The following is a 15,128-nucleotide window of genomic DNA, read 5'->3' on the forward strand; positions in this document are numbered from 1 at the left end:
CGGTCAGGCAGGGCCCGTGGGATTCAGCGCGGGCAAAGGCTGTGCCGCGCGGGTCAGAGTGCCCGAGTGCCGGGCGGCGGACAAGGCCCTTGCAAGCGCAGCCCAGGCTGCCCCCGGCTCGCTGTCTTGCGGGCCATAGGCGGCGGCACCGATATTGGTCAGGGCAAGCTGGACGTCTGTGTGTCGACGCGGGTCGGCACCCTGTGTCATCGCCGCCCATCGGTCCAATGCGCCATAGAGGGTGTGAAGATCCCGTGCCTTGACGGTGTGCATCAGGTCGCGGAACAGGCTGGCCTCTGTCGGGGGCGGTAGGGACGCGTCACGCTTGCGGGCTCTGTGGCGGATCAATCCTATGGCGGCCAGAGTTCCCAGAAGCACGGTTAAAGCCATATAGATCAGAGTCGCCCGGTCGGCATCGGCCACGCGCGGCAAGATCGGGCCATCGACGTTATAGGGGATGGCCTCGACCGACGTGGTTTCGATCTGTCCCGTGTTTGTGTTGAACCAACGCAGCTTGATGACAGGCAGGCTGCTTTGAGCGCCGCTTTCCGCCAAATAAACCGTACGTTCGGAGCGGGTGCCGACGGTCTTTCCCCGATTCTCCCGGTCCTGCACCGTCGGGCTGTCAGGATAGGCCGCCAAACCGGGCAAAGCGCCCGTGGGAGCAAGCGCGGGCAGCAGAATAGCGCTGCTTCCCGTAATTTCAGCAGTGATAGTGCGGGTCAGAGTATCGCCGGGTTCCAGAGCCTCGGCTGATCCCTCGACGGTCTGCGTCAGACTCAGCGCTTCAGCGGCAATGAAAGGGTCAAGCGACTCGGACCCACTAGGCACCGTGGCAGTGAAGCTCTGCGCAGCCAGAGAGAGCGTCGTTTCAACAGGCGCGTTGGTCTCGGGGTCGGCCCATGTAACCGTGATCTCCAGCGACGGAATCCCAAAATTTCCCGCCACCATCGGCGTCACCTTGTAGCGTCTGCTAACACCCGACCAGTTGCTGGCGCCCACACGCTCAGTCACGGGGCCCGACCCGCCTTCAGGCAACGAGATCATCAGGTTCGGCTGATCAAAGGTCGGAAACACCGGAGGGCTGGGCATGTAGGTCGGCACCAAAACGGTCACCCGCATATCCAGCGCCTGACCGGGCACGACGTCCATGGCCGACATTTCGACCCGCGCGACGGGCTCGGTTGGCGTGGCGGCTTCACTGCCGTCGCGGGCGTCTTCCTCGGCCTTGATCTCGGCGTTGGATTTGAAACCTGGAAACGGGTCTTGCGCCGCCGCGACATCGGGTACAATTGATGTGCAAAGAGCCGCTAAGACAGGCCAGAGTTTCATTGCTCGCCCTCCGCAGCCGCCTGCGTCGCTTCCAGCAAGAAGCGACTTTTCAGGAAATCCCCAGTCTCGGTATCAACAGAGTTCATCCATTGTTCGGCGCTCTGCAGCCCGGCGGCGGCGTCCTCTTGCGGCAGGTCAACCTGAAGCTCCTGACCTTTGTTTTCCTCGTTGTCATAGGTCACGTCATCGGCGCGCAGCTCGGTCTGGTCCTGCGTATCCTGCGCCTCTTGCGCGGCTTCGACATACGCGACGATCTGTTTTGCGATCTCCAGATTTTCAGCAGCACCCGGATAGTCCGGGTCGCGCGTCAGAGCGGTTTCGAACGACCGAACCCCGTCACGGTAAGCCCGATTTCGGATGTTTGACAGACCCTGGATCATGGCAGCCTGTGCGGTATCCACACGGTCCAGCACCTGCACGGCTTCGGCATAGCGGCCCGCCCGGTACATGGCCCATCCGCGCCACAGCGGGTCACCGAACAGTTCAGAGGCGCGCGTATAATCCTTGCGATCATAGGCACGCTGCCCCTGCTGGTCAGGCGTCCAGAACCAGTCAGCCAGGCCGTCGGCGCGCGCCTGCCCGGGCGCCATCAGCATAAGTGCAAAGACCGCGGCACCCCAATGCATAGTCCAGCCCCGCCGGAACCACAAAAGCAGCAACAGTGCCGCAGGCCACGTCAGCAGCGGCCCACGATCCAGCCACGGGTCATCAGAGTTTTCCAGCAGACTTTGCCGGTATGAGGCATTCAGCGTCCGGTCCAGACGCCGGATATCGCTGCCATCGGGCTGCACAGCGATCACCCGATTGCCGAGCGCATCAAGCCCCCGGTCGCGCGTGCCTTCGGGCAGCATGGACAGAACCGCAACCGGCATCGGGGCGGTTTCGACCGCACTCACATCCGCCGGATCAAGACCATCGGCCACCAGCAACAACGCACCACCGCCTTCGTCCTCGATCAGGGCTTGAGCGCGGCTCAGGGCTTGTGCAAAATCCGCGCCCTCCTTGGGCATCACGTCTGGCGAAAGCCCTTCGAGATAAGGCAGGATGATCGAGGCATCCTCGGTCATTGGAACCACCACATGCGCGCTGCCTGCATAGGCCACCAACCCCGATCGCCCCCCTGCCCTCAGGTCTAGAAAATCGCGGATCTTTTGCTTGCCGCGTTCCAGACGGCTGGGTGCAATATCGATGGCGTCCATCGATTTGGTGACTTTCAGAACCACTGCCACCGGCGCGGATTGCGCCACCAGAGGGTTGGGTTGCCGTGACCAAGTCGGTCCTGCAGCCGCCGCGGCGAGCAACAACAAAGTCAGCGCAACCCCATCTATGGGCCGAATGCGGTGCGCCTGATTGCGTCCGACTTCCATCGCAGCTTGCAGATGCGGTGCGATGCCCTGAGACAGGGTGTTACGCCCGGACCGACGTCGTCGGGTGAGCCACCATAATCCGACGATCACTGGCACCAGCAGCAGCCAGAGCGGCCGTAGAAAATGGAACACCGACATGGCCAGTAGCAGATCGCTCATGCCTGCGCCCTCCCACTACGGTGGCCCAACGACAACCTTCCCATCGCGGCGCAACCCAGCAGCGCAGCCAACCCCAGTGGTATCCACGCCAAAGACTGGCGCGGGCGATAGGACAGAGTTTCGACCTGACGCGGGCTTTGTTCGTCGATTCGGGCATAGATGGCGGTCAGGGCGGACTGGTCGGCGGCAAAGAAGTACTGACCACCGGTGCGGCGAGCGATGTCTTCAAGCGTTTTGACATCCACCTTGTCCTCGCCCGAAGCTTCGGGATCGCCAACGCCGATGGTCATGATGGTCACGCGGTTGTCTTTGGCAATCTCGGCTGCGTTCACTGGGTCCATCCGGCTGGAGGTGTCGCTGCCGTCGGACAGCAGGATCAAGACGCGTTCGTCAATCTCACTGGCTTCGAAGGTATGGATCGCCAGCCCGATAGCATCGCCAAGCGCCGTTTGGGGTCCGGCCATGCCAACCTGCGTGCGGTCCAAAAGATCGGTGATCGTCTGCAAATCCTCGGTCAGCGGAGCCTGCAAATACGCCTTGGACCCAAACACGATCAGCGCCACCCGGTCGCCTTCTCGCCCCTGCACAAAAGCGCGTACAACATCCTGAACGGCCGAGAAACGCTGCCGTTTCTCGCCTTGTGCATCCGTGAAATCCACAGTGTCCATCGAGCCAGACACGTCGATGGCAAGGATCATGTCGCGGGCTGATTTTTCGATCTCGACGGGGCGACCGACCCGTTCTGGCCCGGCCAGTGCGATCACGATCAACCCCCAGCAGAACGCTGCCGTGATCATCTGTATCCGCGTTCGGGCCAACACCACAGATCCGGCGCGTGGTTCCTGCCCCAGCGCATGCGAGACCTGACGGAAGAAGGGCACCCGCAGCGCCGTCACGCGTTCTCTGTGCGGTGGCGCGAAACGCCAGATCAACCAGGGCAGTGGCAGAAGCAGAAAAGCCCATGGAAACGCCAGTTGGATCATGAGGCCACCTCGCGCTTATGTGCCTTGATCCAGCGGGCGACGCGCGCGGTCAGATCCGGCGAGGCTCCGGTGTTGCCGCGATAGGGTGCATCAAGCAAAAGCGGGCGCAGAGCGTCATTCCACGATGCACCTTCGGTGCGTTCCAGAAAGGCGATCCAATCCATTCCCTGTAATCCGGCAACCAAGCGCCGATCATAGGCCACCAGCGCCGTGCGACGCAGGATTTCGGCGACCTGCGCGGGGTCATCCGCGGCCTGCGCCAGCTCTGCCAGCGCTGCGCGGCGATAGGCGTTGACGCGGTATCGGGAAATCATGTGCCACAGCACAAGTACCGCCGCCGCCGCCAGAAGCGCGCCCACAACGGCCCAGCCGACCGTTTGCGGCATCATCGACACGGGCGGCGGCGGATCTGGCACAACCAGTTGATCCAGCAGGTCGACCAGCGAAGTGCCGGTGGGGATTTCCGTTTCGTTCATTACGGTCCCAGCCCCATCAGATGCCGGATCTGCGGCAGGGTTTCCTCGGCCGCTGTCAGCGGCAGAACGGGCACGCCGAACCTGCGCTGCCAATCCAGAACCTGCGCCACGCGGGCGCTGGCGAATTCTCTCAGCGCCGCATGTTGTATTGAGTCGGATGTTTTGATTTCAGCCTGCAACGCTCCGTCCGAGATGATCAGTGACAGATCGCGAGGCAGGTCCTTGGCGAAGGGATCCGTAATCAGTCCCAAGATCAGGTCGTTGCGCCGTGACAGGCCTGAGACCAACTGTTCGGTTTCTGCATCAATCACATCGAAATCACTAAGCACCACAATCAGATGATCGCGGGGGGCGATCCGGGCAACAGCGCGCAGCACGTCGGTCAGGCGGATCGGATCGGTCTCGGGGGCCTCGGCGTGCAATTGTCCGTTCGCCTCCGCCAGAATGGCCATAAAGCGCGACAGCGTGGCCCGGCTGCGCGCGGGTTTGATTTCGGCGATCTTGTCGTCGGTAAAGACGATGCCGCCCACACGGTCGCCCTGATCGAAAATCCGGTAGGCGGACAGGGCCGCCGCCTCGGCCGCAGTGACCGATTTCATGTTCAGGACCGAGCCAAAGAACATCGACATGCGCTGATCCACCACGATCAGTGTCGGGCGGTCGCGTTCCTCGGTCATGACGCGGATATAGGGCTCACCGGCGCGGGCGGTGACTTTCCAGTCAATCGCGCGGATGTCGTCACCGGGCAGGTAGCCGCGCAGTTCCTCGAAATTCAGCCCGCGCCCGCGCAGGCGCGAGGCGTGGCGGCCATTCAGCACCGAGCGCGCAGGCTGGCGCGGCAGAAACCGCAGCGCCTTGGCGCGCGTCTCAAGCGCCCGCAGATGCGCGATATCAACCCGAACGCGCGGGTCGTCGGTTTCGGCGGGCCGGGGTTTGACGCGCCCCAGCCTGAGGGATGCGTTTCGGTTCAACATCTGCGCCTCACGGCAGTGCGACCTGCATCAGGATCTCGGCAATCACCTGATCGGCGCTGATCCCTTCGCCATGGGCCTCGTAGGTCAGCCCCAGCCGGTGCCGCAGCACATCTGGCGCAATGGCGCGGACATCCTCGGGGTCGACATAATCGCGCCCGCTCAGCCAGGCATGGGTGCGGCTGCATTTATCCAGCGCGATCGAGGCGCGCGGGCTTGCGCCGACCTCGATCCAGCGGCGCAGATCGTCGCCATAGGCCTCGGGCGTCCGGGTGGCCTGCACCAGATCGGCGAAATAGCGGTCGATAGCGTCCGAGACATGGATTCCGCCGATCTGGGACCGGGCGTCAAAGATCGCCTGTTGCGGGATTGGGGCGGGTTTTTCGCCTTTTGCTTTGCTCTGGGCGGCGATCTCTTCAGCGCGGACCAGCCGCACGACCTCAACCTCATCCTCGACCGGAGGGTAAGTGATGAGCACATGCATCAAAAACCGGTCCAATTGCGCCTCAGGCAGGGCATAGGTGCCTTCCTGCTCCACCGGGTTCTGGGTCGCCATGACCATGAACAATGGGGCCATCTTGTGCGTGGTCCCGCCCACCGTGACTTGCCGTTCCTCCATTGCCTCAAGCAAGGCGGCCTGCACCTTGGCAGGGGCACGGTTGATCTCGTCGGCCAGCACGATATTGGCAAAGATAGGCCCGGCCTCGAAACGGAATTCGCCGCCCTTTTCGGTCTGGTAGTAGACATCCGTGCCAGTCACGTCCGAGGGCAACAGATCGGGTGTGAACTGGATGCGACTGAAATCGCTTTCCAGGTTCTTCGCCATCGCCTTGATCGCGCGGGTCTTGGCAAGCCCCGGCAAACCTTCGACCAGCAGATTGCCATTGGCCAGCAAACCAATCAACAGGCGCTCGATGACGTCGCGCTGACCAATTATGGCCTGACCCATGCGTTCGCGCAGGGCGTCGATATGCGCGCGGGGGTTGGGAGTGTCGCTCATTCCGGCCATACCTTCGCCCAATCCTCTTTCATGTCGATGATCACCCATCCACGTGCGTCGGCCTCATCCAATCCGCGGACCAGCCTACCGATGTGGCTGTCGCGGTCGTAGGCGTATTCGCGGTCGGCATCGGTGTGATGAACGATCACGCCTAGGGCAGGTCTGTCGCCAGCGGTGGCATATTCCAGCATTTGGAAATCACCGTCCGAGTTGCCACCCACAAAGATCGGACGCTGCCCGATATGCGAGTCGATCCCAACAGGCTTGCCTGCCTTGTCATCCACAAAAGCAATTCCGGTGCCCTTGATAATTTTGGGCACACCTTCCACTACCTCATAGCTGGTCGGCGTGACCGAGCCTACGATCCGGTTGATCGGGATTCCGTAGGTTTCGCTGGCAAAGGCGCGCATGAAGTGGATGCCGCCACCCGACACGATCCACGTCTGAAACCCTTCGGCCTCGAGGTAATCCAGCAGTTCCAGCATGGGCGCATAGATCATCTCGTTGTATGGCCGGTTCGTGTCCGGGTGTCGGGCGGTGGCGATCCAGTCTGCGACATCGGCCTGAAACGCATCGACGGATATATCCGAATGCGAGACGTTCAGGATTTCCATTAAACCAGCCTCTCCCCCGTCGGCGACGGCGGCCATATCGCCTGCAGCGGCAGCCTTTAGGACATCCGAGGTCAGGATCGACGGGTCCGCCTCAGCCTTTTCCTTCAGGCGGTCGAGTGCGTAGATAAGCTGAAAATAAACCGGCTGTTCACCCCAGAGCGTGCCGTCATTGTCAAAGGTCGCAATGCGGGCCTCTTCGGGGACGAAATCGGAAGAGCTCGGATCGCTCACCCGTTCGACAAAGTCGATAATGGCGGCTTTGGTGGCGGTGTCGTTCCACGACTCCAGCGGATCGGCCAGCGCGGGAAAATAACCAAACGGCAAGGCAGCCACGGCAAAAACATAGCGTTTCATGAGAAATCTCTTTTGGTGCGAAAATGGCGCGGCATCGCTCCGCGCCATGAAGTTTTGTCCGGTCTAGGCCGTTACTGACTGCCGGCTGTTTGCAGGCTTCTCAGGACCTGATCAATTGAGAAGCTGGCCGGTTCCTGACGTGGCGGGTAGTCCTGGAACGTGCCAAGGAACTGCGCCACAATGGCCTGCGCGGGTACGAGCAGATAGGTGCGGTCCAGACGCCAGCGGGAATAGCCGATGGATTCGTCCTGCGCCCGTTCGAACGGGTCGGAATACAGGTCGATGATCTTGGGCAGACGCAAGAAGGTCAGCGGTTCCTGCCAGACGTCGAACCCATGGGCGCGCTGTTCGGCAAAGACCACTTTCCAGCGGTTATAGCGCAGGTTCACCAGATCGCCGCCATCCGAGAAATAGATGAATTCGCGCCGCGGCCCGGTGTCGGTTTCGCCCCGGAAATAGGGCATGAAGTCATAACCATCCAGATGGACGGGCTCGTTTTCCTCGCCAAAGGGAGCTTCGGTCAGCATCCGTTCCTTCATGTCGGGATCGCCAAGGGCGGACATGAAGGTGGGGAACCAGTCCAGATGGCTGATGACCTGATTGGATTTGCGGCCGGGTTCGATCACGCCGGGCCATTTGATCATCATCGGAACGCGATAGCCGCCTTCCCAGTTGTCGTTCTTTTCGCCCCGGAACGGCGTGGTGCCGCCATCGGGCCACGAGAACACCTCGGCCCCGTTATCGGTGGAATACATCACGACGGTGTTGTCGGCGATGCCCAGCTCGTCCAGCTTGTCCAGCATCTGGCCGACCATGCCGTCATGTTCGACCATGCCATCAGGATAGACGCCCAGCCCGGTCACGCCCTGACTTTCTTCCTTGAGATGCGTGTGGATATGCATCCGCGTGGTGTTGTACCACAGGAAGAACGGCTTACCCTGATCATGGGCGCGCTGCATGAAGTCCAGTGCCCCGGCTGTGACTTCCTCATCTATGGTCTCCATCCGTTTGCGGGTCAGCGGGCCGGTATCCTCGACCGAACCGTCCGCTGATGACCGGATCACACCGCGCGGGCCGAACTGTTCGCGGAAGGCCGGATCTTTGGGATAATCCTCGTTTTCAGGCTCTTCTTCGGCGTTCAGGTGATAGAGGTTGCCGAAGAACTCATCAAATCCGTGGTTGGTGGGCAGGTGTTCGTCCAGATCACCCAGATGATTCTTGCCATATTGCCCGGTCATATACCCCTTGGAGCGCATGTATTCGGCAATGCTGGGATCTTTCGGCGACATGCCTTCCTTGGCCCCCGGCAGACCCACTTTCAGCAGACCTGTGCGAAACCCTGACTGACCCGTGACGAAGGCCGCACGCCCTGCGGTACAGGACTGTTCCCCGTAGCTGTGCGTGAACAACATCCCTTCATTGGCAATGCGGTCGATATTGGGGGTTTCATACCCCATCATGCCCTGATTATAGGCGCTGATGTTCCAATACCCGATATCGTCGCCCCAGATGACCAGGAAATTCGGCGTGTCGTTCGCGCCCTGGGCCAACACCGGCGCGCTCAGAGCGGCCAGCGTCAGAACCCCACCGCTGAGCGGACGGGCGGCCCGTTTGACTAATTGTCGGAATAAAAGCAATGTTTGTCTCCCTGAACTCGAAATAACCGGGGGTAGTGCCTTCGGCTTGTGGACATGGATACGATGTCACGCCCCCCGGCTGCCCAAGACGCCTCGGGCTGTGTGATGACAACTTACATCCTGTCCACGCGTATCAAGTGATAGCACATTTCACTTGTCATTTCACGCCAGAGCCGTGCAAAAATTTATATACCTCAATAATTTGCTCCGTCTCCAAAGTAATACATAGATAAAATCAGCATTAACGATGTCAAAACTAAAAACCGCCACCACGACCGCAGCCGGGATGGGACATTTGCCGGACCGGCTGCAAAGCTGCGCCGGACCGGCAGCGGTTGAGCGAGTCTTTGAACGAGCCAACATTCCGATTGATGTGCTGAACGATCGGTTTGTGCGAATCCCGCTATCGGCAATGGTCGGTGTTTTTGCCGAGGCTGAACGCGTGTCGGGCCACCCGTTTTTCGGATTGCATGTCGGGCTTGGAATGTCCGGGGCGGAAATTGGTCCGTGGTTCGAATTTGCCGGTCAGGCCCCTACGTTGCGTCAAGGGATTCATCGTCTTGCGCGGGCCATGCCCCTGTTCCAGAACGGCCCCCGCGTTTGGTTGGTTGAAATGCGCAGCGGCGGAATCATGCGCTATTTCGTCCCGCGCGGTGATGACGTCCCCATCTGCGCCCACAGCGACCACAACATCCCATTGATGCTGGGATTTGTCCGACGCTTCCTTGGTCCTAGCTGGCGACCGCGGTGGATCGAAATTGACTACCCCGACCGAGGCCAAGGGGATGAATTACGCGATTTGTTGCAGTGTCAGCCGCTTTACGGCCGCTCGGCGCTGTCCCTGCCGCTGACCGCTATTGAGTTGGATACGCCGCCATTGCCACACAGCATGGCTGGGGCGTCGATGTGCTGGGCGGATGTTCAGGCAAAAATGACAGCGCCCGGCAGCGACTTCATTATCGCGTTGGAGGCCTGCATCCTGCTGGATATGTTTGAAGGCACCCCTGAACTGGACTCCGTTGCACGTCGCATGAGCATGAGTAAGCGCACTCTTCAACGGCGCCTGACGCTTGAAGGGCAGTCCTTTCGAAAATTGCTGAGCAAGGTCCGTCATCGCCGCGCCTTAAGCTTGTTGCGCGATACGGATTTGGGCTTGACCGAGATCGCCCACAGGCTGGGGTATAGCGACATGGCCAACTTTACCCGAGCGTTCAAAACTTGGGTGGGATACGCGCCATCCATTGCCCCGCGCACCAAGGCAACTACGGGCACCAATTCATAAACGAGAAGGGGCAGTCGGGGCAGTCGGCACGGCTGATACAATTGATACAACATGCGACACAACCCGGACACTTGGACCACATAGCTTACCGCTATTGAACGGCAGATCGGCTCAGTGGCGGCTTGGTTGTGCATGCACCCGCAGGAGGATGTCGGGAAGTTGCCCTCTGATCCCATTTTGCCAGCTGGATTGGAGAGGAACGCTTCGTGATTTGGATTTCGCATAAGGCAAAGGACGGCGACACGCTGGCCTCGATCGTAAAGCAATACAAAATCAAGGATCAAAACGCGATCCTGAAATATTCCAAGAACAAGAAAGTCTCGGTGCGTCTGAAGAAAAGCGAAGCGCTCAAAAAGGGAGAAGTCGTCTGGGTTCTTAACCCGAAAACAAAGGCTTATGTGGTCTCGGACGGTAAGCGCAATGTTCTGCTGGATGAACGCGGTTACAAAGCTACGGTCAAAGAGGTCCATCGCGTAATGGACCGCGCGCTGGAACATCAGCGGATCAATTTTTATGCTGCCTGTGATCGTCACAATGCCCAGATCGAGATCAACAACCAACAGCGCTATGTCTACACGTTCATCAACGCGGTAAGCCGCGCCGAAGATCCGCGCCCCTACTACACCAAAGCAGCGGCGGCCTACAAAACATTGGCCAAAACCGTCAGCGGGCGCGACTACAAGGGGTTCAAGAAAGCCCTGGTCGCCTGCGACGCGGCTGTCGTGAATTACAACAATGCCGTCATCGCATGGGTTCATGGGCTGATTGATGCCACGGCTAAAAAGATCAAACAGGCGGGATATGTGCGAGCGGCGGGTGAATTCGCGACCTGCGCGCTTATTCTGACCGCCTGCCCTCCGGCCGGGTTGGGCGCAGGGATCGTTCTGAACGCCACAGCCGCCACCGTTACAGGGTTGGCCTTTGACGGCTACGACGCCATTGGCCGTGAAATCGCAGGCGAAAAGCAGATGTCGACAAAAGAAATCAGCGAAAGAATGGTGAAGAATGCGATCACCGGGGCTGCTGCAGGGTTGATCGTGGGTGGGGTAGTCAAGCTTGCGCGCCCCTATATCACAACCAGTGCCCTTAGCCCGGCCTTTTTGAAAACGTGGTCGGAACGCGCGGCACCCAGACTCGTGCCCAAGGGCATAATCAACGCCGAATTGAAGATAGCGGCCAAGGTTCTGGAAAAACGCGGCGGGCAGCTTGGCCTTGAAGTCTATATCCGTTCGGTCGCGCCCGAGCGTCTGCTGCCTCTGGCATTGCGCCGTTTTGCAACCCAGCTTGGAACGTCAGCAATGCTGAAGGTTCTTAGCAAAATGGAACTTGAGAAACTGCTTCTGCCATGGCTCAAAAGCGGCCCCAAAGAGCTTATGGGCGAGGACAACGTCAAATTGGGCAAGGCTGCGGCGAAATTCTTAATGGACGCTGGCCTGGGTAGTTCGTTGATGGAAACCTTGCTCAAACGGAACATGGATAAGTTCCGCGAAATCCTGCGCGTGCTGATCATCAAGGAAATGGAAAAAGCGGAGAAAGCCGCGGCGTGATATTCGTACGTCCGTGACAAACCACTTGGGCTTGGCGACCAGCCCAAAGCGGGCTGGATGCATCACATCAGAACGGAAACGTAGTTTTCGACACTGGCTTTGTGCAGGCAATAGGCCAGCAACAGAAAGAAAACAGATGCAGGAACAGCCAGTTCCAGCCCTAGCCGGATGGACTTAGAAGAGCCGTCTCCGGTCGTTTTCAACCCCGGAATATAAGACTTCCATTCGACCGGAAACAGCTCTGTCAGATATTTGTTCAGCTTAACCATGCTCAACTCTTTAACAACTACACCTGCAATTTACCGGGGGCCAAATTAACCCAATGTTAATCCGTGAACTTTCTCCGTTTTCGGCTGTTTTTTGATCCAAATTTGCGGATAATTTTTTAAAAACGGTTTGCATTGTTCCGCTTGGTGCGACGATCAGCACCACAAACACCGCAAATCACCCCCAAATTCCCGAATGCACGATTCAAAAAAACTGTCGGCGGGGATTTTTTTAGATCGTCAAGCTAAGGCGGCCAGTGCATACTGACCGCCTCATTGGATTTTGCCTTAAACAATTGAGAAGACGGAGTCTTCGTCGGTGCCATCCACGTATATCGTGAAGCTTGCCGGGCTTCCGTCTGCGACGTCACCGTCACCGGTTGGGTCAACGCCGTCCACGGCGTCTTCCGCAGCCGCCAGGGTAAAGTCCAGCTCGAAGTCGTCGATTTCGATTGTTGTCAGCGTCTGGAAATTATTGATCCGCAGCTTGTCGTTATTGTCGACGCCATCAAACGCGATATAGAGCGTGTCATAGGTGCCGCTGGGCAGGATCAGAACATCTTCCACCGTCTTGTCGGTTGTGGTCATCGCCGTCAGATCAATCCGCCCGCTGTCGATCAGGACAGGTGGAACGACGCTGGTATCCCAAGCCTCCCAAACCAGATCCAGCGGATCATTGCCCTGTACACCGCCGCCATTGCCGGTCACGTCCAGCTCGAACCCTGTGGTTGATGCCGAGTTGATGTTGGTGATCTCGATGACCTCGTTGATCTCGATATTGCCGTCGCCCATACCAAAGCCACCGCCGCTGTTCGGGTTCAAGCGATAGTCGCCATCGCCCGCTTCGGTATCGAAAGAGGCGCCCAGATTGTATGAGGTCTGGCCATTGGTCATACCTTCAACAACATTCCCGGAACCGCCGTCAAACGTAAGATTTCCGATATTGGTAAAGACAAACTCATCTTGTGGCGAACCCGCACTCACGGAGTCAAAATCGAGATCCAGAAGATCCGAAGGCGGATCAAGCAACATAGTAAGCTGGTAGGACCCGGTATTGGACCCTGCGCTTTCGTTCAGCACCAGAGTGTACAGGTCCTGATCATCCAGCGTTCCGCCGTCTATCGTCCCCGTTACGGTTTGTGTCATCGGATCATAGACCGAGTCGACATAAACCTCGCCGCCTGGCGCATCGGGATCGCTGTCATACAACATGAAACGCGCGGGGACCGCTGTCACCGACAACGTCGCCTCATCGGCTCCTTCGAAATAGTCGAACGTATCCGAAGTGGTGTTGTTTGTGTCCGACGAGAATGAGACCGGAGCACCCACTGTGTTGCCTTCGACGTCATTGTCACTGGCTTCATCCGCAACCGGGGAATTGCCCAGATAGGGGCTGTCATCCTTGACGTCAATTGTCACCGTCAGCGCCTTGGAGCCTCCATTTCCATCCAGCACATAGACGGTGAACATTTCCTGTTCGGTCACGCCGTCGGTGTCATGTTCGGCAGAGCCGGTCAGCGTATAGGTCACCGTTCCGTTATTGTTGATCGCCAATGTCCCATAGAGCCCCGCGATCTCGTCGCCGGGGGTATAGTTCATCGCGGTTGACGTGCTGGACAGAAACGGCATGTCATTTGCGTCCGGGTCACTGATGTTCAGGTCAATCGTTTGGACAATGTCTGAATTGCTCCCCGAATCCGGTATTGTGTTCGGTTCGGGCTGTGTTCCAGTGGACAAGCCACGTTCATAGACCGTCGCCGACCCGTTCGAACCGTTCGGGCCGTCATTCTGACCCTGAACCTCAATCGTGACCGTCGCAGAGTCCGAGGCGCCCTCTCCGTCATAGGCAATGTAGTCGAACTCGATATAGGCGGTTTCGCCAACGCCCAGGCTTTCAAACTCACCATTGGGGTCATAGTCGAAGGTGCCGTCTGCGTTGAAATCGACCAAAATACCGGTGTTGCCCGCAATGGGGTTGCCCATGTCATCCACGCGCGTCAGGGCGCTGCCGATATCTGTAGACAATTCAGCAGCAATCAACGGCGCGTCATCGACATCTGTGTCATTGCCCAACACAGTTGCCATACTGGTTTCACCCGCGTCTTCGCTGATGGTCCGTGTGTCGTCCACAGCGTCGGGCGCCTCATTGCCGGGCAAAACAGTGACGCGGACAACGCCCGTATCTTCACCGCCATTGCCATCGCTGACTGTGTATTCGAACGTATCGATGCCAAAGAAGCCTTCAGCAGCGGTGTAGACCAACTCGCCAGTGCCCGCATCCAGTTGAACTGTGCCACCGGTATCGGTCGTGATCATCAACCCGTCGCCCAGTGAATTGTCCGAGCCACCTGCCGGGCCGGCTTCATCCGCGATGTCTGCAATTCCGATGACCTCAAGGTCAAGCTTGTCAGCCGTGGGCCAGATATCCACATCCGTGTCGTTGAACACGACATCAATACTGACATTGTCGGTCGTGTCCTGATCGAACTCGACCGCGTCATCGACCGCGTCCGGGTCATCGTTTTCGCCGACGATCATGACGCTGACCGTCGCCTCATCCCCATCCTGGCCATCATTGGCCTCGTAGGTGAAGGTGTCGTAGACGATAGCCCCTGCCCCCAACGAGTCGAACCCGTTGGTCAACGTGAAGTCACCATCGGCTGCGTCACTGAGCGTTGGGTCGGTGCCATCGGTGTCTATATACAAAACGCCATGATAGCGGGCGTCATAGGTGAACGTTCCATTCGTCTTAAAGTCGAACAGCGGGTTCTGAGGATTGCCGGTGATACTGGCCGCCAGGCCATCCCCATCGGCGTCAGTATCGTTTTTCAGAACACTGTTACTTGGATTGACCTTCAAAACATCGTCTTCGTTGACAGAGAATAAACCGATGTCGTCGATTGCATTAGGAATAGCCATTATTTTGCCCCCAAAATAAAAACAAAAGCAGTCTTGGCCGCACAAGCTACCAAGCCGTACAGCGCGCAATTCGCCAAACTCGTGACGCGCAAATTTTGTGACTGTGCCGTTCAACATCTGACGCGATGTCAATAAACTCCAGTAAACGGCACCCTGTTGGCTCTTTAGGTCTAATTACCCAGCCTCGCCCCGAGAGTATCAAAAAATCCATTTCAATTCAA

At 58.6% G+C, this 15,128-nt stretch carries 12 protein-coding genes; 2 read left to right on the top strand and 10 right to left on the bottom strand.

Translation table 11 applies throughout. From position 1 onward, the window contains the following. Nucleotides 1-3: 3 nt before the first annotated feature. The 8 genes from ACR0C5_RS16520 to ACR0C5_RS16555 form a co-directional block, all read right to left on the bottom strand. Nucleotides 4-1,332 (bottom strand): hypothetical protein, encoded by a 1,329-nt coding sequence (locus tag ACR0C5_RS16520; RefSeq protein ID WP_480877941.1) that lies wholly within the window; start codon nt 1,330-1,332, stop codon nt 4-6. Next, a complete protein-coding gene (locus tag ACR0C5_RS16525) occupies nt 1,329-2,858 on the bottom strand; it encodes a VWA domain-containing protein (RefSeq protein WP_480877943.1) in 1,530 nt (509 codons plus the stop codon). The genes ACR0C5_RS16520 and ACR0C5_RS16525 overlap by 4 nt, the downstream gene beginning before the upstream one ends. After that, nucleotides 2,855-3,841 (bottom strand): VWA domain-containing protein, encoded by a 987-nt coding sequence (locus ACR0C5_RS16530; protein WP_480877946.1) that lies wholly within the window; start codon nt 3,839-3,841, stop codon nt 2,855-2,857. Before ACR0C5_RS16530 ends, ACR0C5_RS16525 begins: the two co-directional genes overlap by 4 nt. Then, nucleotides 3,838-4,317, bottom strand: a complete 480-nt coding sequence (locus ACR0C5_RS16535; RefSeq protein WP_480877948.1) for a DUF4381 domain-containing protein — start codon at nt 4,315-4,317, stop codon at nt 3,838-3,840. Before ACR0C5_RS16535 ends, ACR0C5_RS16530 begins: the two co-directional genes overlap by 4 nt. After that, nucleotides 4,317-5,291 (bottom strand): DUF58 domain-containing protein, encoded by a 975-nt coding sequence (locus tag ACR0C5_RS16540; RefSeq protein WP_480877950.1) that lies wholly within the window; start codon nt 5,289-5,291, stop codon nt 4,317-4,319. Before ACR0C5_RS16540 ends, ACR0C5_RS16535 begins: the two co-directional genes overlap by 1 nt. 7 nt (nt 5,292-5,298) lie before the next feature. Further along, entirely contained in the window at nt 5,299-6,297 is a 999-nt protein-coding gene (locus ACR0C5_RS16545; RefSeq protein WP_480877952.1) for an AAA family ATPase, read from the bottom strand. Further along, nucleotides 6,285-7,256: an HAD family hydrolase gene (locus ACR0C5_RS16550; protein WP_480877955.1), complete on the bottom strand. Its 972-nt coding sequence runs from the start codon at nt 7,254-7,256 to the stop codon at nt 6,285-6,287. The genes ACR0C5_RS16545 and ACR0C5_RS16550 overlap by 13 nt, the downstream gene beginning before the upstream one ends. 71 nt (nt 7,257-7,327) lie before the next feature. Further along, on the bottom strand, nt 7,328-8,893 hold the full coding sequence (locus ACR0C5_RS16555) for an arylsulfatase (protein WP_480877957.1): 1,566 nt from the start codon (nt 8,891-8,893) through the stop codon (nt 7,328-7,330). A 247-nt stretch (nt 8,894-9,140) separates the two neighbouring features. Between ACR0C5_RS16555 and ACR0C5_RS16560 the strand changes: the two genes are divergently transcribed. Together ACR0C5_RS16560 and ACR0C5_RS16565 are read left to right on the top strand one after the other, a co-directional pair. Continuing rightward, complete coding sequence (locus ACR0C5_RS16560; protein ID WP_480877959.1) at nt 9,141-10,175, top strand: helix-turn-helix domain-containing protein; 1,035 nt, start codon at nt 9,141-9,143, stop codon at nt 10,173-10,175. Nucleotides 10,176-10,381: 206 nt separating this feature from the next. Next, on the top strand, nt 10,382-11,722 hold the full coding sequence (locus ACR0C5_RS16565) for a hypothetical protein (protein ID WP_480877961.1): 1,341 nt from the start codon (nt 10,382-10,384) through the stop codon (nt 11,720-11,722). A gap of 62 nt (nt 11,723-11,784) precedes the next feature. On the opposite strand, the gene ACR0C5_RS16570 is transcribed toward ACR0C5_RS16565, so the two are convergent. After that, a complete protein-coding gene (locus tag ACR0C5_RS16570) occupies nt 11,785-11,991 on the bottom strand; it encodes a hypothetical protein (protein ID WP_480877963.1) in 207 nt (68 codons plus the stop codon). A 285-nt stretch (nt 11,992-12,276) separates the two neighbouring features. After that, on the bottom strand, nt 12,277-14,907 hold the full coding sequence (locus ACR0C5_RS16575) for an Ig-like domain-containing protein (protein ID WP_480877965.1): 2,631 nt from the start codon (nt 14,905-14,907) through the stop codon (nt 12,277-12,279). Nucleotides 14,908-15,128 lie beyond the last annotated feature (221 nt).

It is taken from the genome of Ruegeria sp. N8 (assembly GCF_056531325.1).